We start from the raw sequence: 19,595 nt of genomic DNA, 5'->3' as shown, positions 1-19,595 counted from the left end.
AAAAGCTACCGGCTCTTTTTAAGAGACAGGGGTTACCCAGCTTTAGTCTATTGCTCTTGGTTCTTTCTGGTTAAGCTTTTTAATGCTTAAAACAGTCAGCGGTAATTAAGTTGATAAACTAAAGATGTGAAGCCCTATGTCACAAGAATTCTCTCAAAATATTGACTCATTTGATGAGTGGAAAGCGGACATTGGCCGTAGTTTAAGTCGTTTTCGTCTATGGTTACGTCGTAATCAGCTTTTTGATCAATCTGTTGATGACAGGCTTTACTCACTGCAAGAATCACTAAAAAGCGAATACTTAACTTTAGCTTTTGTCGGCGAGTTTTCTCGGGGTAAAACAGAGCTAATTAATTCGTTATTTTTCTCAGAATATGGGCAACGCATTTTGCCTTCGGAAGCCGGTCGCACCACCATGTGCCCCACCGAAATATTTTTTGATCGCAAAGAAAACAGACCTTATTTACGTTTACTACCCATTGAAACTCGATTGGACTCCACCACGCTTTCCGATTTTCGACGTATGCCAAGTCAGTGGACAGAAGTACCACTAATGACAGGCTCAGCTCAAGAAATGACCTTAGCATTGCATACGATCACCCAAACCAAAGATGTCAGCAAAGAAGAAGCGCTCGCATTAGGTTTTGACGAAGACATGCTTGAGCCAAGCGAGAATGACGAATCGTTAGTAGAAATCCCTGCATGGCGACATGCACAAGTCAGTTTTCCCCATCCGTTACTTAAGCGCGGCTTGTGTATTTTAGACACACCAGGACTCAATGCCTTAGGTAGTGAACCAGAACTGACTTTAAAGCTACTCCCCCAAGTTCAAGCCATAGTATTTTTACTTGGCGCTGACACCGGTGTGACTGCAAGTGATATGGCAATTTGGGAAAATTATATACAAAGCATTGATCAGGGCAACCAACTCGGTCTATTTGCTGTGCTTAATAAAATAGACACCTTATGGGACGAGTTATCTAGTCGTAAAAAAATAGATAAAGCCCTCAAGCGTATGGTGAGCACTACTGCGCGGCAACTCCAAATTGCGCCAGCTCAAGTGCTACCAGTATCGGCACAAAAAGCTTTAGTCGCACGAGTTAAAAATGACAAGTCACTGCTTATAAAGAGTCAAATAGCAGAACTTGAGCACGTACTTTCTGTGAGTTTACTTGAAAATAAAGAAAACTATATTACCGAAACAGTAATTGAAAATGCGACTAACTTAATTAAAGATGCAATGCAGTTACTTAATAATAAAAGTGACAAACTACAAACACAAAAACTGGAGTTAGAGTCATTAAAAGGCGCAAGCAAAGAAAAAGTTAGCGAGCTAATCGAATCAAACCGAGCTGACTTAAAAGTTTTTGAGCACCGCCTACACGCCATTCGACCAAGTCAGCGTTTGTTAGAGCGTCAAACTCAGATACTATTATCTACCATCGGCTCAAAAGTTCTTTCAAAAGAAGTCGAGTTAACCCTGAATGAACTGGTTAATTCAAAAACAACGATTGGCTTGTTTAGCAACATGCGCCAATTTTATATTGCAGTAAACACCATTATGAAAGAGCTTACGCGTGAGGCTGAACTCACCAACAAAATGGCGATTTCGCTGTATAAAAAGTTTGCCGACGATTTTGATATGCATTTGCTAGAACCTAAACTTTTCCCAGCTAAAAAGCTTTCAAGAGAGTTAGAACAAATCATTAAACAGTCTAAGCGCCTCGATAAAAACTTATCAACAACCTTTACCGAGCATAGTTTAGCGGTAAGACGCTTTTTCTCAGGTACAGTGACTGAAGTTTTAGAGTTTTTTCAGCACGTTCGCAATGATCTCGTCAGCTGGACACAAAACGTGATCCATCCTTTAACTCAGCAACTTAAGGTTCAACAACAGCTTATCTCTCAGCATCGAGTTGAGTTGAGCGAGCTAAATAAATCGCGCTCAAACCTTGAAGGAAAAATTAAAGGCCTAAACCGCCTAATTGACGAAGTTGAAATGGAAAATAAAACCGCTTTAGACTTTATTGAGTCACTAGAGAGCAAAAAGCCACTCAACGAGAAGAGCAATATCGTGCGAATGTCTAGGGCAGGACACTAACCAACAAAAATACAGACTAGGCGTTTTGAATAGAATTTCATTATGCCTTGTTTGCACAAACCAATAAATCTTACCTATACATGCATACTTTCAGCAAGCTTATAACAATGGTTTAAGAGCTTTAGAAAATGTAAAAAGCCTAAAGAAGCGATATAGCTGCACAAACGCAACCTGACAACTCGGTACAAATAGCCCGATACTCACAAAAGCAAAAGCCGACGCGAAGGTTGAATCAAAAAATATGGTTCCCCCTTGATAGTAAGCTGCCGGGGCTCCTTCGTCTCCCCGTATCTACAATTAACCCGACTTACGCTTTGTTATAAAGCTATGGCTGTCCTTTTTTATTCACGCGTTTTTAGACGCAGTTAACTTCTGTGGGGGCTCGCTTGCACTCACACAAAAAACATGGCATCTTAGGCAGCATAAATAGACATTATTGATGGAATAAATACGCCAAGAAAGGATGCAAAAACGAATAGCCCGCCTCACACGGTTCAATCGGCCTTCTCACTTAGCTAACAAAACCCATTAATAAAGTATTAACTTCTGTGCCAGCGCGGCACAGTCCAACAGGCATTTATATTGAACGGACTGATGTTCAACATAAATGCTAAATGGTTAAAACTATGAATCAAACAATTCAAAATTTTGTACTAACGCTAGCTGTCTTATTGATATTTATGTTTGGCTATTTCTATTTAAAGCCACAAGTGCCTCAAAATAAGCTAGTTACGTTACAGGGAGTTTATAAATCCGATCTTGTTGAATGGCGCTGGTTTGTTGATTGTGAAAGCCAAAAAGAATATCTACTTACATGGGGTATAACTGAACAACTTGATAAAATTTATCAAGAACATGCGCCAGATGGAAATAAGTCCGTTTATGTCGAAGTAGATGGTCGTTTAGTATATAAGGCCTTGAATGGTACCGAATTGCTTACAGAGCTGGTCATAAACAAAGTGAATAAAATTGTTCCAAATAAAGATTGCAACAATCAATGAAAGGTTTTAACCAGCATGTGTTGCAGATTCGGAGTAAAAGACTCCTCTCTGCAAACATGAAACGTTAAAATAGACAACAAACAATCAAGGTAACAAATTAAAATGCAAAAAATATTTTTAGTAACAATAGTAGCAGCGTCTTCTATGTTTAATCATTCTCAAGTAATGGCTAACGAACATGCTATTGGAGTATATGCGGGTAATATAACTTTGGGTTCGACCACTGAATCTATTTCAGGAATTACATATGAATACCAACTATCAGATAGCTGGGGGGTAGCGGCAAATTACGACCAATATACATACAAAGACAAGGATGATAGAACCAATACGTTTATCGGTGCTCATTACTATCCAGTAGGGCGATTACAATTTGGATTTGGTTTATCTAGTGAATCTTCAGAGGATGGCAGTGAGGCTGGAGCCAGAGTAAGTGTTGGGTATGCATTTAACTTAAGTAGATTAGTAATCACCCCAAGTTACAGAAAATACCCAAACGCAAGTGAATTAGGTGTTTCTCTACAGCTAAAATTTTAACCCGTAGCGGCACACGAAAACTAACAAATAAAGGGATAACAAATAAAGGGACACCCATAATTTTTTCCACCCATAATTTTTTCCAAAAACATCTCAAGATAAATTTGACGGCGGCGCGAGTTTTTATTAGTTTGGCTTAAAAGGATATCGAACTAGAAGGGATTTCAACGATGACTCGCGCTCGCAATTCAATAATTGATTTAGCTTCAACCACTTATTACCACTGTATCTCTCGTTGTGTTAGACGCGCATTTTTATGTGGCGAAGATAAGTTTTCTGGAAAGAGTTTTGAGCATCGAAGAAGTTGGATAGTTGAACGAATAGCCTATCAATTAGATTCATTCGCCATTGAAGTGGCGAGTTACGCTATTATGTCAAACCACTATCATCTTGTGCTTAGAGTCGATGACGACAAAGCCAAAGGCTGGAGTGAGGCCAATGTTATTCGGCGCTGGAAGCGACTCTATAAAATTCCGCCTGTGGTACAGCAGTATATTAAAAATCCACAAGCGCAAGGTATCGCTGAAGTAGCTCAAGACATGATTCAAGAATGGCGAGAGCGACTGATGGATATCTCTTGGTTTATGCGCGGTTTAAATGAATATCTGGCCAGAGAAGCAAACAAAGAGGATGATTGCAAAGGCCGGTTCTGGGAAGGACGCTTCAAATCTCAACCACTGTTAGATGAAGCCGCTGTCATAACCGCAATGGGCTATGTCGATTTAAATCCCATCCGAGCGAAAATGGCTAAGACGCCAGAAAACTCTGACTTCACCTCTATTCAACAGCGAATCAAACAACAATTAAAAACTAAAATAAAAACTACAATACCTCTGCTTAAACTCACCCAATCAAAGCAAAAACATAAAAATGCAATTAATGTAACCCAGCAAGATTATATCGAGCTAGTAGACTGGCTAGGTCGTGCGATAGTTCCCACTAAACGGGGTTATATTGAAAGCGATACACCGCCAATACTAAATCGTCTTAATCTCCATGCTGATGAGTTTGTTTCGTTAATGAAACAAAAAGATGACTTATCGCAACTCAGTGTCATTGGCTCTCCCAGTGCTATTACACACTTTATGGATGTCGCTGAAAGAAAATTAGTGAAAGGGCTTTCTGCGAGTCAGCGATTATTTCTTTAGCTAAAACATATTTCATCAACTCGTAATACCTTTATCAGCTTGGCTGAGGCATAGTGCAAAATACCGGGACACCACTATTTCTCAATCATCACGAACATAATCAATACGATAAAATTATTTACGCCTAAAGCCGAGGCGTACGCTTTGAAATTATGCTGAGGTATTGTAGTATTAGGCAGAAATAAAAATGGGTGTCCTTATTATTTCCTAATAGACATTATTGATGGAATAAATTCGCCAAGAAAGGAAGCAAAAACGAATAGCCCGCCTAACACGGTTCAATCGTCCTTCTCACTTAGCTAACAAAACCCATTAATAAAGTATTAACTTCTGTGCCAGCGCGGCACACTCCAACAGGCATTTATATTGAACCGACTGATATTCAACATAAATGCTAAATAGCTATGTGCAACAAATCCCGAATTTCACGATTTTTTGCAATTGTCAGGTGAATTGACGGGTACTGTCGTCACCGACAGATTGGAAAACTCTCTATATTTAGCGCGTCGCAACCGGAGATTAACATGCTAATTAGACAACTTAGGCAAAATGCTGAGCTATCCCAAGAGCAATTGGCTCAGGAAACTGGTTTGAGCCTTCGCACAATTCAGCGAGTAGAGGCTGGTCATCGAGTTAGTTACGCATCGCTTAGAGCTCTGGCGGCGACATTTGAAACCAATGTCGACTCACTTGAACAGGAGCTATATGCAATGAAAAATATGAACAATGAATTTATAGAAAAGCCACTTTGGGTTAGGCTGTTACTATCTTTACCTTCCATAGGAAAGTTAGATTTATCTGGGTTAAAACGGCATGAGTTAAGCCTGGTTGCTTATTCGGTTTTTGCCTATATAGCCTCGTTTTTAGTGCCCAGGATTGAAACAGAGTATTGGGGTATAACTACTGTAGATCTATTATATTTTAGTGCTTTTACTTCACTTTTATTAGCTTACGTCACTGCAATTACACCCAGGCTTCGCGATAAATTTGGGCCAAGCACATAACAATGCGCTCTTGTCGCCGCAAAAAACGCGGCTGGGACCTTCGTTCCGCTGCGCTTCACTACGGCCCCAAAGCTTAGCGTTAACTGTAAAACTATGAAGAACATCATCGCATTATTCTTATTACTTTTAAGCCATTTTGTAGTGGCTGGAGAGCTTATTCGAGTTCAAAATTCACCGAATAATAGCTGTGGTGAATCTGGTTGTATGTACGACGAATGGAAACTTAACGAAAAATTACCGGGACACCCATCACTATTTCTCAATCATCACGAACATAATCAATACGATAAAATTATTTACGCCTAAAGCCGAGGCGTACGCTTTGAAATTATGCTGAGGTATTGTAGTATTAGGCAGAAATAAAAATGGGTGTCCTTATTATATTATGAAACAAAGAAGGCCAGCAAAGGTTGGAAACAATGGGGAAGAAAAAGAGGACTTTATACTTGGAAAAAAAGAGGACACCCACAACTTTTTCAAAAAACATCTCAAGATAAATTTGACGGCGGCGCGAGTTTTTATTAGTTTGGTTTAAAAGGATATCAAACTAGAAGGGATTTCAACGATGACTCGCGCTCGCAATTCAATAATTGATTTAGCTTCAACCATTTATTACCACTGTATCTCTCGTTGTGTTAGGCGCGCATTTTTATGTGGTGAAGATAAATTCTCTGGAAAGAATTTTGAACATCGCAGACTAGGGTGCTTTAAAGTTATGGTGTGGTGTTGTAATATAAAGCAGGTATAAAAATAGATGTCCCTTTTTTCATTGTTCATTAACACTACTAAGATGCGAAGACTTTTAACTTATGCACTTGCAACTCCAGTATACGGGCCGATGATATTGATGTTGTGGGGAGCAACTCTTTGGGTTCCGGGTCTAGTCTTTATGCCCATGTTCGAAGGTGACTTTTCGGTGGTGTATATGTTTGTGCCAATCATTTTAGGCTACTTCGGTTTAATGGCTGCTATTGATCTTGTAGAGTTTTTATCTGCTAACAAAGATAGCCTTGATGATTATCGAAAAACTTACTTAGGAATGGTTGCAGGAATTATAGCAATAGGATTCCATCATTATATTGTTGAACCGAGCATTTTGAGTTCATTATTGATTGAATTGCCACCCATAATTGCTTCTCTAACAATTGTAGGTTATGTTGAGAGAAAAGGTGTTAACCAGAAATTACATAAAGACGCAAAAGGCACGCGTCTGAATTGAGTGTTAGAGCAAATTGAGAACTCTGGATAATTGAAGGATATTCAATGGAAGAATTATTAGAACGAAAATTTTTAAAAAAATACATGCGTGAAAAATTTGGATTTTTTACTCTGTGTAGAGAGTTATTTAGAGGAAAAGAAGCAATTGGCGCAACTCTGAACAATGATATTAAAGAAGCCAACGATATAAGAGCCATTATCCAGAATAAACTAAATTCAAACGAAGCAAGCCTGTCTGAAAGAGCAGAGTTATGGTCATTACTGCTTAAACCAAAAGTTGGCGCATTGAAATTCTGGTCCAATTTTTGTTCTTCAATGATTGCATTACTGGCTGCGGGCTTACTCACGGTTCGCTATTTGTCTAGTCTATTCAACGATAATAATTCTTGGACTTTGGTGCTAATATTTATCGTATTAACTGTTCTGTTTCTACTTCTTAAATCTTATATAGAGCAAAGAGCATCTTGGCTCGAGTATCTTGGGAGCCATATGGATGCCATTGCTAAACTGTCGTAGATTACCGGGACACCCGCCACTATTTCTCAATCTTCACGAACATAATCAATACGATAAAATTATTTACGCCTGTAACCCCCCCCATTAATTAGCAGCAGTTAAAAGTAGAAAACTATCTAGTTGCTAATAATGAGTGGATTACATAAACTTCTAAAAATATCACAATCAAATCAGTGTGTTACAGCTAATACTATTATCTGCTAGCGTTGCTAGGCGACTTTGCCGAAACTTAGAAACCTAGTCTTGCCTAATAAAGAGGTCAATTAATGGGTGGTCAACCTCGATTAAACACGGCAAACAAACCTCTGCAACCCGCCCTCTCCACTATACTCTTTGTCAATACCCCCTAGATCGCGTTAAAATACCAACCAACTTCAAGCATTAACACTATTCCCTTTTTTAAGGAGCGAACAATGAAATTGCACCTTCATATTTTAGCCAAGTTATCGCAGCTATTATTAATGCTTGGGCTTTTAGGGCTCCCGTTTAGTTCTCCCGCCGCAAACGAGTTTAAAATTAATGATGTCACGATTTATTATAGTGCTGTCAATACTTCGCTAATACCGCCGAGTGTTGCGGCTCAATATGGCATTAAACGCAGCGGTCGCATTGGTTTGGTTAACATTGCAGTGAAAAAGAACGACCAAGCGGTTATCGCAAATATTTTTGGCCACGGTAAAAATTTAACTGGCCAATTAAAAGAATTGGCCTTTAAAGAAATTAAAGAAGACAAAGCAATTTATTATATTGCGACCTATACCTTTAATAACGCAGAAAAAGTTACCTTCGATTTGCAAATTCAGCCAGAGAAAAACGGTCGCTTAATTCCGCTGCAGTTTAAACAGGCGCTTTATATAGAACGTGCTGAGTAAACTTTTACTAGCCCAAACACATGAGATAGCAATACCATGCCAATCCCACAAAAGCCCAGCCAAATAGTTCTCGCTAGTGGCAACCAAAAAAAGCTCAAAGAGCTCACTCAAATTTTGGCTGAGTTTCCAATAACACTCCGCTCGCAAGCTGAGTTTTCAGTAACAGAGGCAATAGAGGATGGCTTAACTTTTGTTGAAAACGCGCTAAAAAAAGCGCGTAGTGCGTGCCAGCAAACCGGGTTACCTTGTATTGCAGATGACTCTGGCATTGAAGTCGACTTTTTAAATGGACAGCCTGGCATTTATTCGGCACGCTTTGCAGGCGAAAAAGCAAGTGACGAAGACAACTTACAAAAACTGCTTACACAAATGCAAACCGCGACCGAAGCCGAGCGCAAAGCAAGGTATCAATGTGTCATTGTTTATTTAAGACATTCTCAAGATCCCACACCGATAATTTGCCAAGCAAGTTGGGAGGGTTCAATCTTAACCGAGAAAGTCGGTGATGGCGGTTTTGGCTACGACCCAATTTTTTATTGCCCAAAGTTAAAGCGTTCTGCCGCGCAATTAACTGCTTTGGAAAAAATGAGTGTCAGCCACAGAGGCAAAGCCTTAGCGCAATTTCAAGCTTCTTTTAGCCAATTGTATGCTTAAGCTCGTTGTTACTATTTAATTCCGCTGACCGATCTGAGAGCTTTTAAAGAATATGCCAATCACCACGCTTCCGCCACTCGCACTTTACATTCATACGCCTTGGTGTGTTCAAAAATGTCCTTATTGTGACTTTAACTCTCACACCCTAAAACAAAGCATCCCTGAACGCGAGTATATAGACCGGCTATTATTTGATTTAGAATCAGAAATGCCCTCTGTGTGGGGGCGCCAACTCAGTAGCATTTTTATTGGCGGCGGCACACCTAGCCTACTTGCGCCAGAAAGCTATGAGCGGCTGTTAAGTGGAATTAGAGCACTGTTACCATTTTACGCCGATATAGAAATCTCCATGGAAGCTAATCCAGGTACTGTAGAAGCAGAAAAATTTGCCGGATTTTTTGCTGCGGGCATCAACCGAATATCAATAGGCGTACAAAGCTTTAATGACAAGTATTTATCAACTTTGGGGCGTATTCACAGCGCGAATGAAGCAGAAAAAGCTTTTCAAATTGCACGCAATGCTGGCTTTAAAAATATCAATGTAGATTTAATGTATGCACTTCCTCAGCAGACATTAGCTCAAGCAATGCAAGACTTAAATCAAGCTATTGCACTACAACCCGAGCATATTTCTTGGTACCAACTTACTCTAGAGCCAAACACATTATTTTATAATCAGCCTCCGACACTTCCAGAAGACGAGCTAATTTGCGATATGGCAGATGCAGGCATTGAGCTGCTCGCCCAAAATGATTATCAGCAGTACGAAGTGTCTGCTTATAGTCGAGGAGGAAACTACCGCTCACAACATAATTTAAACTACTGGCAGTTTGGTGACTATCTCGGAATTGGCGCTGGTGCACACGGAAAAATAACCCGTGCAGACAAAAATAGCATTACGCGTATTAGTAAACGGCGCAGCCCTAAAGACTACTTAAACTCAGAAAAACCAATTATCGATCGACAGAGAGAACTCACGCTAGACGAACTACCACTTGAATTTATGATGAATGTAATGCGACTGAAACAGGGTGTTCCGCAAAGTCTGTTTTTTGAGACAACAGGTTTAGCATTAAACCAGATTAGTGATGTTTTAAGACAAGTTGAGCAAGCGGGTTTAATTAGCTTAAAAGATCAAAAAATTGCGCCGAGTGAACAAGGCTACCGTTTCGTAAACGAGACGCTAGCTTACTTTATGCCTGAAAATTTTAAGCATTTTAGTGGCCTTAAAAATATAAAGATTAAGGAAATCACCTAACATTATCACAAAAGCTCGCCTAGCAAGTTATTACTGATTTGTTACATTTTAAAAACACCTAGTTTAATAGCAATGCTTTATAGTTAAGTGCTAGTAGTTAAGTGCTAGTTTTTTCACAATAGACAGAAAAAAGGAACTCACTTTGTTCAACCGATACTTTATTCTAAAAACTTTTATTTTCGTTTTGTTGTCCACTAATGGGATAGCTAAAGAAAGTTCTCAATGGGATAAAGTGATTGCTAGCGCGAGCAAGTCAGTGGTTAGCATTAGAGTCAATGTAGTTCGCTCGTTTGATACAGAAACCGCAAAAGTGACTCAAGCAACAGGCTTTATTGTTGATGCAGAGCGCGGCATTATTGTGACCAATAGGCACGTTGTTAACCCCGGACCTATCACCGCGGAAGCTGTTTTTTCCAATAATGAAGAGATCCAGTTGCGCCCCATTTACCGCGATCCCGTACATGACTTTGGTTTTTTCCGCTATGATCCCAAAGCGCTTAAATTTATCAGTCCCAATGCTTTGCCTTTAGACGCAACCGCAGCTAAAGTCGGCGATGAAATTAAAGTCATTGGTAATGACTCTGGCGAGCACATGTCTATTTTATCAGGGACTATAGCTCGAATCGATCGCCAAGCACCTTACTATAGCCGCGGTGGGTATAACGACTTTAATACTTTTTACTTTCAATCTTCGGCTGACACCTCCGGCGGCTCATCTGGCGCTCCCGTAATTAACCGCGAAGGAAAAGTTATCGCCCTAAATGCTGGCGCCAACAACCGGAGCTCTTCAAGTTTTTTCTTACCGCTTCATCGAGTAGCCGCTGCGCTACACGCTATTCAAACCAACAAACCTATTCAGCGCGGCTCTATAGAAACTACTTTTGATTATATTCCTTACGACCAAGCGCGCCGACTTGGCCTTACCCCAGAACAAGAAAAAGCATTTAGAAAACTCAAATTAGGCAATGGCGTACTAGCCGCCAGTAGCGTGGTTAAAGATAGTGCTGCCGACGGACTAATAAAGCCAGGCGACATTTTAATTTCGGTTCAATCAACTCGGCAATCGCAAGGCCAGTCTTTAAACTATATTAACCGCTATGAGGCGTTAGAAGGGTTTCTTGACCAACATGTTGAAGAAGTCGTTTCTATCAAGCTGGCTCGACTAGGAAAAGTTGAAACCATACAACTGAAAGTTAGTGATCTACATTTAATAACGCCAGCAGAGTATTTACAAATTGCTAACGGCATTTTTCATAATTTTTCTTACCAACTGGCTCGTCAATCTAATTTGCCAATCAAAGGGGTATACGTGGCGATGCCTGGCTATATGTTTGGTGCATCAAATATTTCTCGAGGCAGTATTATCACCGAACTTAATCAAAAGCCAATTACCAATCTTGCCCAATTTGAAACTGCACTTAGTGAAGTGAAAGAAGCGCAATCCTTTTTAATTAAATATGTCAATCTATCTGCGCCGCATTTACCGCAGGTTGCCAATTTAAAAAAGCAAACCAACTGGCATTTAAATCAAAAATGTCGCAAAAATGATAATGAAGGCCGCTGGAAGTGCGTTAATCTTAATTGGAGTGGCGACAAAGAAGCATTTATCGCTAGCAAAATTTATCCTTCTAAGCATGCTGATCCTCAGGTTAAAAAAGTTTCGCCTTCGTTAGTTTTAATCGACACCACACTGCCCTATCATATTGATGGCCACAACTACAAACACTACTCTGGAACCGGACTCATTTTAGACACTAAAACAGGACTGGTACTTACAGATAAAAATACCGTTCCAGTTAAAATGGCCGACGTAACAATCACCATTGGTGGTATAGCTGAAATTCCCGCTCAAGTAGTTTATGTGCACCCGACGCATAGCTTTGTTTTCATTCAATACGACCCTGCAAGAATTAAAGCACCGCATTTACGCTCCGCAGAACTTTCTAATAAGCCATTAAAAGCTGGCGATTCAGCGTGGTTAGTTGGCTACCAAGCCAGTAATCGGTTGATTAGCGAAAAAGTAAATATCTCTTCATTTGAGCACTTAGAGCTACCTCAACCCAGAGTTCCTCGCTCTAAAGAAATAAATACCAATAGTGTAATAGTCACCAACCCACCAGCAGTCGCAAGTGGCGTGCTCACGGATAAACGCGGCCGAGTACGCTCTTGGTGGACCAATTTTTCACTCGATAATAGCGGTGAGTTAGTGCTTGATCGCGGATTACCGATTAATACTGTCATTTCAATGCGCGATCAATGGCTTAAAACAGGGCGAGTTGAATTTTATTCTTTAGAAACCGAATTCTCACCAATAACGCTAGCTAGTGCGAGAAACTTTGGAGTACCTGAGAAGTGGCTGCTACAACTTCAGAAAAAAGGCGCTAAACCACAAGTCTTAAGAGTCATGGCAACCGTTGCCGGATCTAATGCTGCTGCCAATTTAAATAGTGGAGACTTACTTCTCGCAGTTGACGATCAGGTTGTTCAATCATTTGAGCAACTCGATTTAGTTAGCAACAAGCCTTCTGTCACCCTGACCTTGTGGCGCGATCAAAAAGAAATTAAACAGACAATTACAACCACTTTGTTGCAACAAGATGAAACTCAAGTAGCCTTTTTATGGGCTGGTGCTTTAATCCAGTCGGCCCATAGAGCGGTTAACTTACAACACAAGGTTGATCCGAGCAGTGTTTACATTAGTTGGTATTGGTATGGCTCACCAGCCAATCGATATGGGTTAAGCCCATTACGCCAAATAGTAGAATTTCAAGGCATAACCATTCAAAGTTTAAACCACTTTATTCAACTTAGTCAGCAGTACCAGTCAGCAGAATATGTTAGCCTACGCTTAAAAGATTTAGTGGGTAGAGAGTCGATCTTATCGCTTCGCCAAGATTTTGATTATTGGCCAACACAAAAAATATTTTGGAATGGAAAAAGCTGGCAAAATACTTTAGTAAAATAAAAACAAGCAGGGTAACTCAATGAACCTAAAAAAATTAATTATTAGTACCACTTTTATTGCGTGCAGCGCGATCACACTACCAACTAGTGCTAAGCAGCTCAGTATTGAAAGAATTTACTCTTCTCCTTCACTAAGTGGCGCAAGTATGCGCGGCTTAAAAGTTTCTCCTGACGGTAGCCGGGTTACCTTTTTAAAAGGAAAAGAAAGCGATTACGAGCGACTTGATTTATGGGAGTTTAATTTACAAACCAAACAAACTCGTATGCTGTTTGACTCAGATGATCTTCATAGCGGAGCTGAAGTACTCTCAGATGAAGAAAAAGCGCGCCGTGAAAGAATGCGTTTAAGTGGTTCTGGTATTGTTAGTTATCAATGGTCCAATGATGGGACTGCACTTTTATTCCCACTCGCTGGCGATATTTACTACTACAAAGTCGGCGCAAAAAATGCAACAAAAATAGTCAATACGCCAACATTCGAAACCGATGTACGTTTTTCTCCAAAAGGTAATTTTATCTCTTTTATCAGAGAGCAAAATATTTTCCTCTATGACTTAACTAAAAACAAAGAAATTCAAATAACAAAAGACGGCAAAGGGCCAATTAAGAACGGTATGGCTGAATTTGTTGCCCAAGAAGAAATGGATAGAATGACGGGCTATTGGTGGGCACCAGACGAATCAAAAATTGCATTTACTCAAATTGACGAGTCGCCGGTTGAAGAAGTAATTCGTAGTGAAATTTATGCCGACGAAATAAAAACCATTAAACAGCGCTATCCATTTGCGGGCAAGGCTAACGTTGCAATTAAATTGGCGGTTATTCAATTAAAAGATAAAAAGCGACGTTGGGTTGACTTAGGTAAAGAAACTGACTTTTACTTGCCCAGAGTAAAGTGGACAAAAAATAGCAATCTATTGTCTTATCAATGGCAAAGCCGCGATCAAAAAGAGCTAAAGCTCAATTTGTACGACTGGAACAAAAATAAAGCTCACAATATACTTGTCGAATCATCTAAAACTTGGGTTAATTTGCATAGTGACTTAATGTTTATGGATGATAAAGAACATTTTATTTGGGCCAGCGAATCCGATGGTTTTAAACATCTTTATTTATACAACATCAATGGAACGCTAGTACGCCAACTAACACGAGGCGAGTGGGTAGTAAACGATTTAAAGTTCTACGATAAAGCAAACCAAACAGTTTATTTTACCGGTAGAAAAGACACACCGCTGGAAACCCATTTATACAGTGTAAACATCGAAGCTGACGACATAAAACGGATCACGCAACGCGAAGGCACTCATGGTATAGTTTTTTCAAAACAACAAGGTTTATATATTGATTACTTTTCTTCAATCACCACCCCACCACAAATTAGCTTACACCAGCTAGATGGTAAACGAATTACTTGGTTATTAGAAAACAGACTCGATCAAAACCATCCATTGTCACCTTACTTAACTGACTGGATCACACCAACTTTTGGTAGCTTTTTAACTGAAGATAAAACTCAGTTATATTATCGTTTATATAAGCCAGCCAACTTTAACCCTAAACAAAAATATCCGGTTTTAGTTTATTTATATGGCGGCCCACATGCTCAAATGGTGCGTAACACTTGGGGTAACTATTTTCTACAGTATATGGCTCAACAAGGCTATGTCGTCTTTACGGTAGATAATAGAGGCTCAAATTACCGCGGCAAAGCCTTTGAAGATCCGCTGTATAAATCAATGGGAGGCATAGAAGTCGCTGATCAAATTGAAGGTGTTAAATTTTTACGACATTTCCCTTGGGTAGACGCAGAAAAAGTCGGCGTGCATGGTCACAGTTATGGCGGCTACATGACACTAATGAGCTTATTTAAAGCGCCAGAATATTTTAAAGCAGGCGTGTCAGGCGCACCGGTTACTGACTGGTCTTTGTATGACACTCACTATACTGAGCGCTATATGGGGACGCCAGAGAATGATCAAGAAGCCTACCAAAAGGCTTCGGTATTTCCTTACGCCACTAACTTAAAGTCACCACTGTTGATCTATCATGGTATGGCAGACGACAATGTACTATTTAAAAACTCAACTCGTTTATATAAAGTACTACAGGATAATAACTTACCCTTTTATGTTATGGACTACCCTGGAAAAAAACATGGGATTCGAGGCAAGAAAACATCGATGCATCGCGCCAATATGATTAAGAATTTTTTCGATTTACATTTTGGCTTAGTTAATAAGTAATTTTATTTTTTAAAGCAGCTTAAGTTCGCTATTAAGCTGCTTTAAATGAGCATAGAGAGAAAATTTAACTTTCATCATTTCATCATTTCATCATTTCATCATTTCATCATTTCATCATTTCATCATTTCATCATTAAAAATTTAAAGCTAATAACTCTCCTAGCGAAGGCTGCCATTGAAATTTTTTCATGCTAACTCGATTGTTTATAACAATCACCCGCTCTTGCGATAACAGTTTCGTTTGTTGTTGAGCTTGTTCTGAGCCTGCAGCAAATGCTAACTGTCCGTTACTCCGAATAACTCTATGCCAAGCTAGGGTTAGCTTTTTGGGCGCTTGTCTGAGTGCTTTACCAACCATACGAGCTCTGCCGGGTAGTCCAGCCAAGTCCGCTACTTGGCCATAGCTTACAACTTTACCCAATGGAACCTGATTAACTACCCAATAAATTTTTTCTGCTTTGGCTAAACTAGCCGCTGGAGTGTTTAACATACGGCCTCTATTTTCCACATTTTATTTTGCATTCTGAAATTTAGCATATTTTTTACCTTGTTATTTTCTGTTATGGTGTCATCTAGCTAAAACAAATTCACTTTTTTAAGGACTTATCTAATGTTAAATAATTTTGATAAAAGCCTAAACTCTCAGCTCAGCTTTACTAGAGCGACTTGGATAGCCGGAGTCGTTTTACTGCTAACTGCCTGTGCAACGAATATAGCCGGCCGAAAGCAGTTAAGCTTAGTTTCTGAGCAAAGCGCAATAGTTGCTTCTAAACAAGCTTATGTAAATACTTTAGCACCGCTAGCTGAGGCAGGCAAAATTGACTCAGATCCACAAATTGTTGCTCGGGTAAATCGCATTACTCAACGCCTAATTCAGCAGGCGACAAAGTTACGCCCAGAAACCAGTCAGTGGGAGTGGCAAGTAAAAGTATTACAAGATGACGAAGTTGTGAATGCTTGGTGTATGGCGGGCGGAAAAATGGCGATTTACACCGGTTTAATAAGACAGTTAAATGCCAGCGACGATGAAATAGCACAAGTGATGGGACATGAAATTTCCCATGCACTTTTAAACCATTCTGCAGAGAGAATGTCAGTGGCAATGGCTAACAATATGGCACTTTCAATTTTACAGTCAACAACTGAGGCTTCCGATAAAAATATGACTCTTGCTTCGGCTGCTGCTCAAGTAGCCCTCACGCTACCTAATAGCCGCAACTCAGAAAGTGAAGCCGACCGTATTGGTATTGAGCTCGCCGCGAAAGCTGGATTTAACCCCAATGCAGCGGTCACGCTTTGGCAAAAAATGGCTCAGCTAGGCGGTAGTGGTGGTCCTGAGTTTTTAAGTACTCACCCATCACCCGAAAACCGAGAGCAAAAACTACAATCGTTGATTCCGGAAATGATGCCGCTTTATCGAGCCGCTAAGGTCAACTGATAAACTTGTTGCCCACTTAAAGTATATTTCTTTTCAAATAATGTCAGCGGCACTTGTGCCGCATGAATTTTTGGCTTAATTAAAGCGCCGCTTAACACAAACCAAGCCACAGAAAATTCTTCTAAATAGAGCGCCCAATTACTCCTTACAATGGTTTCATCTGCCAGCTTAATCAAGGCGGGAAAAACAGGATGACCATGCCAGCGCCGCTTTAAATGGATCGATTTAGGCCAAGGATTAGGGTATAAAATATAATGCTCATCAAACTTAATCTTATTGATTACACATAACCGCCATATATCTTCGCAATTCGCTTGTAGCAATAACAGGTTGTTAGGTAAGCGTGCTTTATCATTGGCTTTGCTAAGCCGATAAAGTGATTGATCTATCCCTACCACCAGTGCTTCAGGATTAGCTGCAGCTAACGATTGACTACTTAATGCAGTGCCACAACCAGAGTCAAGAATTAAGCGACGATAGCCAAAGCTCAACAGTTTATTTTGGAGCTCGTTAAAAGCGTCTAAATTATGCTGCCTGTAAGGCTTTAGGTAATCAGTTTTAATATGCTTTAGAACGGTTTGCTCTAGACGCGGATGCAAATCAATTTGGTTGCTAGTAACAACTTTTGAATGGTACACAGTTTTTACGCCTCGCGTTCAAATTTAGAGCATGTTGGGTATTTGTTAGCTATCGTTTACTGCTTACAAAAATGCCGCTAAGTGCGGCATTTTTTTAGATAGCAAAACTGAATGACCTAATCTTTATAAACTTTACCGTCTTTCATCACAAACGTCACTTCAAGCAATTGTTCAATTTGTTTTAAAGGAGACTTTTTAGTGGCGATAATATCTGCGTACTTACCGACTTCTATTGTGCCAATCTTGTCTTGCATATCGATTAAGTCTGCGGCATTAATTGTTGCCGATTTTATAATTTCCACTTCGCTCATACCCGCTTGGTGCATTAAAACCGCTTCGCGCGCGTTCTCGCCATGAGGTGCAACGCCACTATCTGTTCCAAAGGCAATTTTAACTCCAGCTTTATGTGCTTTAGCAAAGTTGCCTTGCATATCAGTGCCCACGCGAATCGCTTTTTTCTTTATGGCATCACTCATAAAGTCAGAATTTTCCGCCATGCGCTTTACCGTATCGCCGGCGACTAATGTGGGAACTAAATAAGCGCCGGTTTTCTTAAATAGTTTTATTGCCTTTTTACCAGTATAAGTACCATGCTCGATACTATCAACGCCAGCCTCTAACGCAGCAACAATGCCGTCTTCTTGATGTGCATGTGAAGCAACCTTTCGGCCCATACTTTTAGCTGCTTTTACAACTTCTTTAAGCTCATCCATTTCCATTTGACGGCCGGTACCGGTTGCTCTGTCGGTAAGTACGCCTCCAGTTGAGGTAATTTTTATTAAATCCGCACCGTACTTAATCACATGCCTTGCCGCACGTCTGCAATCATAAGGTCCATCGCAAACGGTTTTAGAAGTATACAAATCCATTAGTTTAGGTTTTACGCCACTGACATCACTATGCCCGCCAGTTATGCCAACCCCACCAGAAGCGACTATTCTAGGTCCATCGACCCAACCTTGATTAATCGCGTCTCTAAGGGCATACATATACTGCGAGTTTGAGCCAACATCTCTTACCGTGGTAAAGCCTGCGCGTAATGTTTTCATGGCATAGTCGATACTGCGCATGGCCACTAGTTGATCAGACATTTTAAGAGCGTCCTGGGCCTTATTGGGTCCTAACTCGCCTTGCAAATGTACATGCATATCCATAAGTCCGGGCAAAACAAATTGAGATTTAAGGTCGACAAATTGGGCGTCTTTAGAGAACTGGCTAGCACTAATATACCCAGCATGAATTGCTTTAATCAGATTATCTTCAACCACAATGGTTTGCTGACTTAACGGCTTTTTCTCAGCACTTATAAGCAGTGAACCGGCATAAATAACGGTTTCTTTTGCTGAAACGCTGAGTGCACCAACAAGGAGACATAGTCCAGAAAAATATTTAGTATTTAGTTTCAAAATAACCCCCGCAGTTATTATTATTTTAATCACAAGAAATTAAACTAACATATGCAGCTATACAAGGGTATCTTAAATATTGGCTAAACAAGAGTTGAAACATTTCTTTACGCTTTAAGCAGGTAAGCTGCAGCTGATGAGCTATTTGATATTAACTTACAGATTAGCTCACAACTTACCTGCCAAAGTAGTCGGTTTTAGTTTTAGGCTAAACTAACAAACTGGCGCATACTTAAAGGGCGATTAGACCGATTAATCTCGTAACTAAAATCTTTTATTTCAGACACGCTTTGCATAATTTGATGGGCTTTATCTAAAACGACTTTGCCTGCCTCGGTTACACCGACTAGGCTTTTACCATTACGGGCAAATATTTCTATTCCCAGCTCTTCCTCCAATAACCTTAGTTGTTTGCTAACGCCCGGCTGCGATGTATAAAGCCGCTGCGAAGCCAAGGTAATATTTAAGTTACTTTCTGCTATTGCTAGAATAAATCTTAATTGCTGTAATTTCATTTTAGTTCTCCCGTAATTCGCTCATATATACTGGTGGATAACCCGCAATGTGAACACTCCTATTTTTAATGGTTAATGG

18 protein-coding genes and 1 pseudogene are annotated in these 19,595 nt (G+C 40.0%); 15 read left to right on the top strand and 4 right to left on the bottom strand.

Features of this window, described 5'->3' with window-relative positions; translation table 11 throughout:
- The first annotated feature begins 136 nt into the window (after positions 1 to 136).
- The 14 genes and pseudogenes from ACUR5C_RS02730 to ACUR5C_RS02665 all read left to right on the top strand — a co-directional run bounded on the left by ACUR5C_RS02730 (position 137) and on the right by ACUR5C_RS02665 (position 15,519).
- Positions 137 to 2,101: a dynamin family protein gene (locus ACUR5C_RS02730; RefSeq protein ID WP_454466820.1), complete on the top strand. Its 1,965-nt coding sequence runs from the start codon at positions 137 to 139 to the stop codon at positions 2,099 to 2,101.
- Between the two features lie 626 nt (positions 2,102 to 2,727).
- Entirely contained in the window at positions 2,728 to 3,102 is a 375-nt protein-coding gene (locus ACUR5C_RS02725; protein ID WP_454466819.1) for a hypothetical protein, read from the top strand.
- Positions 3,103 to 3,204: 102 nt separating this feature from the next.
- A complete protein-coding gene (locus ACUR5C_RS02720; RefSeq protein ID WP_454466818.1) occupies positions 3,205 to 3,639 on the top strand; it encodes a hypothetical protein in 435 nt (144 codons plus the stop codon).
- A gap of 170 nt (positions 3,640 to 3,809) precedes the next feature.
- Positions 3,810 to 4,787 carry a transposase gene (locus ACUR5C_RS02715; RefSeq protein WP_454466817.1) on the top strand — a complete coding sequence of 326 codons (978 nt, stop codon included), beginning with the start codon at positions 3,810 to 3,812 and terminating at the stop codon, positions 4,785 to 4,787.
- 524 nt (positions 4,788 to 5,311) lie between these two features.
- Positions 5,312 to 5,791, top strand: a complete 480-nt coding sequence (locus ACUR5C_RS02710; RefSeq protein WP_454466816.1) for a helix-turn-helix domain-containing protein — start codon at positions 5,312 to 5,314, stop codon at positions 5,789 to 5,791.
- A gap of 93 nt (positions 5,792 to 5,884) precedes the next feature.
- Entirely contained in the window at positions 5,885 to 6,097 is a 213-nt protein-coding gene (locus ACUR5C_RS02705; RefSeq protein WP_454466815.1) for a hypothetical protein, read from the top strand.
- A gap of 259 nt (positions 6,098 to 6,356) precedes the next feature.
- Positions 6,357 to 6,488, top strand: a pseudogene (locus ACUR5C_RS02700) (transposase); the annotation flags it as partial.
- 93 nt (positions 6,489 to 6,581) lie between these two features.
- Positions 6,582 to 7,010, top strand: coding sequence for a hypothetical protein (locus tag ACUR5C_RS02695; protein WP_454466814.1), 429 nt, complete (start codon positions 6,582 to 6,584; stop codon positions 7,008 to 7,010).
- Positions 7,011 to 7,054: 44 nt separating this feature from the next.
- Positions 7,055 to 7,525 carry a hypothetical protein gene (locus tag ACUR5C_RS02690; protein ID WP_454466813.1) on the top strand — a complete coding sequence of 157 codons (471 nt, stop codon included), beginning with the start codon at positions 7,055 to 7,057 and terminating at the stop codon, positions 7,523 to 7,525.
- 413 nt (positions 7,526 to 7,938) lie between these two features.
- Positions 7,939 to 8,397 (top strand): DUF4426 domain-containing protein, encoded by a 459-nt coding sequence (locus ACUR5C_RS02685; protein ID WP_454466812.1) that lies wholly within the window; start codon positions 7,939 to 7,941, stop codon positions 8,395 to 8,397.
- A gap of 36 nt (positions 8,398 to 8,433) precedes the next feature.
- The gene (gene rdgB, locus ACUR5C_RS02680) at positions 8,434 to 9,051 is read left to right on the top strand and encodes an RdgB/HAM1 family non-canonical purine NTP pyrophosphatase (protein WP_454466811.1); all 618 of its coding nucleotides are present in this window, start codon (positions 8,434 to 8,436) and stop codon (positions 9,049 to 9,051) included.
- A 52-nt stretch (positions 9,052 to 9,103) separates the two neighbouring features.
- Entirely contained in the window at positions 9,104 to 10,309 is a 1,206-nt protein-coding gene (gene hemW / locus ACUR5C_RS02675) for a radical SAM family heme chaperone HemW (RefSeq protein WP_454466810.1), read from the top strand.
- Positions 10,310 to 10,451: 142 nt separating this feature from the next.
- Positions 10,452 to 13,274: a trypsin-like peptidase domain-containing protein gene (locus ACUR5C_RS02670; RefSeq protein ID WP_454466809.1), complete on the top strand. Its 2,823-nt coding sequence runs from the start codon at positions 10,452 to 10,454 to the stop codon at positions 13,272 to 13,274.
- A gap of 19 nt (positions 13,275 to 13,293) precedes the next feature.
- On the top strand, positions 13,294 to 15,519 hold the full coding sequence (locus tag ACUR5C_RS02665) for a S9 family peptidase (protein ID WP_454466808.1): 2,226 nt from the start codon (positions 13,294 to 13,296) through the stop codon (positions 15,517 to 15,519).
- Positions 15,520 to 15,652: 133 nt separating this feature from the next.
- Here ACUR5C_RS02665 and ACUR5C_RS02660 read toward each other — a convergent pair whose 3' ends face one another.
- On the bottom strand, positions 15,653 to 16,009 hold the full coding sequence (locus tag ACUR5C_RS02660; protein ID WP_454466807.1) for an MGMT family protein: 357 nt from the start codon (positions 16,007 to 16,009) through the stop codon (positions 15,653 to 15,655).
- Positions 16,010 to 16,129: 120 nt separating this feature from the next.
- Here ACUR5C_RS02660 and ACUR5C_RS02655 point away from each other — a divergent pair, with 120 nt between their 5' ends.
- Positions 16,130 to 16,957: a M48 family metallopeptidase gene (locus ACUR5C_RS02655; protein ID WP_454466806.1), complete on the top strand. Its 828-nt coding sequence runs from the start codon at positions 16,130 to 16,132 to the stop codon at positions 16,955 to 16,957.
- Here ACUR5C_RS02655 and trmB read toward each other — a convergent pair.
- From trmB to ACUR5C_RS02640, 3 genes are all read right to left on the bottom strand, one after another.
- The gene (trmB, locus tag ACUR5C_RS02650; protein ID WP_454466805.1) at positions 16,933 to 17,595 is read right to left on the bottom strand and encodes a tRNA (guanine(46)-N(7))-methyltransferase TrmB; all 663 of its coding nucleotides are present in this window, start codon (positions 17,593 to 17,595) and stop codon (positions 16,933 to 16,935) included. The genes ACUR5C_RS02655 and trmB overlap by 25 nt on opposite strands.
- A gap of 116 nt (positions 17,596 to 17,711) precedes the next feature.
- Positions 17,712 to 19,001, bottom strand: a complete 1,290-nt coding sequence (locus tag ACUR5C_RS02645; RefSeq protein WP_454466804.1) for a metal-dependent hydrolase family protein — start codon at positions 18,999 to 19,001, stop codon at positions 17,712 to 17,714.
- A gap of 203 nt (positions 19,002 to 19,204) precedes the next feature.
- The gene (locus ACUR5C_RS02640) at positions 19,205 to 19,516 is read right to left on the bottom strand and encodes a LysR family transcriptional regulator (RefSeq protein WP_454466803.1); all 312 of its coding nucleotides are present in this window, start codon (positions 19,514 to 19,516) and stop codon (positions 19,205 to 19,207) included.
- Between the last annotated feature and the right edge of the window lie 79 nt (positions 19,517 to 19,595).

The sequence above is a fragment of the Aliikangiella aequoris genome (assembly GCF_053709105.1).
This window is presented reverse-complemented; position numbering and strand designations above follow the sequence as displayed.

Excerpts from the sequence above, each read along its gene's own strand:
- ACUR5C_RS02730 (WP_454466820.1), top strand. The coding sequence starts at position 137 with ATGTCACAAGAATTCTCTCAAAATATTGACTCATTTGATGAGTGGAAA.
- ACUR5C_RS02725 (WP_454466819.1), top strand. The coding sequence starts at position 2,728 with ATGAATCAAACAATTCAAAATTTTGTACTAACGCTAGCTGTCTTATTG.
- ACUR5C_RS02720 (WP_454466818.1), top strand. The coding sequence starts at position 3,205 with ATGCAAAAAATATTTTTAGTAACAATAGTAGCAGCGTCTTCTATGTTT.
- ACUR5C_RS02715 (WP_454466817.1), top strand. The coding sequence starts at position 3,810 with ATGACTCGCGCTCGCAATTCAATAATTGATTTAGCTTCAACCACTTAT.
- ACUR5C_RS02710 (WP_454466816.1), top strand. The coding sequence starts at position 5,312 with ATGCTAATTAGACAACTTAGGCAAAATGCTGAGCTATCCCAAGAGCAA.
- ACUR5C_RS02705 (WP_454466815.1), top strand. The coding sequence starts at position 5,885 with ATGAAGAACATCATCGCATTATTCTTATTACTTTTAAGCCATTTTGTA.
- ACUR5C_RS02695 (WP_454466814.1), top strand. The coding sequence starts at position 6,582 with ATGCGAAGACTTTTAACTTATGCACTTGCAACTCCAGTATACGGGCCG.
- ACUR5C_RS02690 (WP_454466813.1), top strand. The coding sequence starts at position 7,055 with ATGGAAGAATTATTAGAACGAAAATTTTTAAAAAAATACATGCGTGAA.
- ACUR5C_RS02685 (WP_454466812.1), top strand. The coding sequence starts at position 7,939 with ATGAAATTGCACCTTCATATTTTAGCCAAGTTATCGCAGCTATTATTA.
- rdgB (WP_454466811.1), top strand. The coding sequence starts at position 8,434 with ATGCCAATCCCACAAAAGCCCAGCCAAATAGTTCTCGCTAGTGGCAAC.
- hemW (WP_454466810.1), top strand. The coding sequence starts at position 9,104 with ATGCCAATCACCACGCTTCCGCCACTCGCACTTTACATTCATACGCCT.
- ACUR5C_RS02665 (WP_454466808.1), top strand. The coding sequence starts at position 13,294 with ATGAACCTAAAAAAATTAATTATTAGTACCACTTTTATTGCGTGCAGC.
- ACUR5C_RS02660 (WP_454466807.1), bottom strand. The coding sequence starts at position 16,009 with ATGTTAAACACTCCAGCGGCTAGTTTAGCCAAAGCAGAAAAAATTTAT.
- ACUR5C_RS02655 (WP_454466806.1), top strand. The coding sequence starts at position 16,130 with ATGTTAAATAATTTTGATAAAAGCCTAAACTCTCAGCTCAGCTTTACT.
- ACUR5C_RS02640 (WP_454466803.1), bottom strand. The coding sequence starts at position 19,516 with ATGAAATTACAGCAATTAAGATTTATTCTAGCAATAGCAGAAAGTAAC.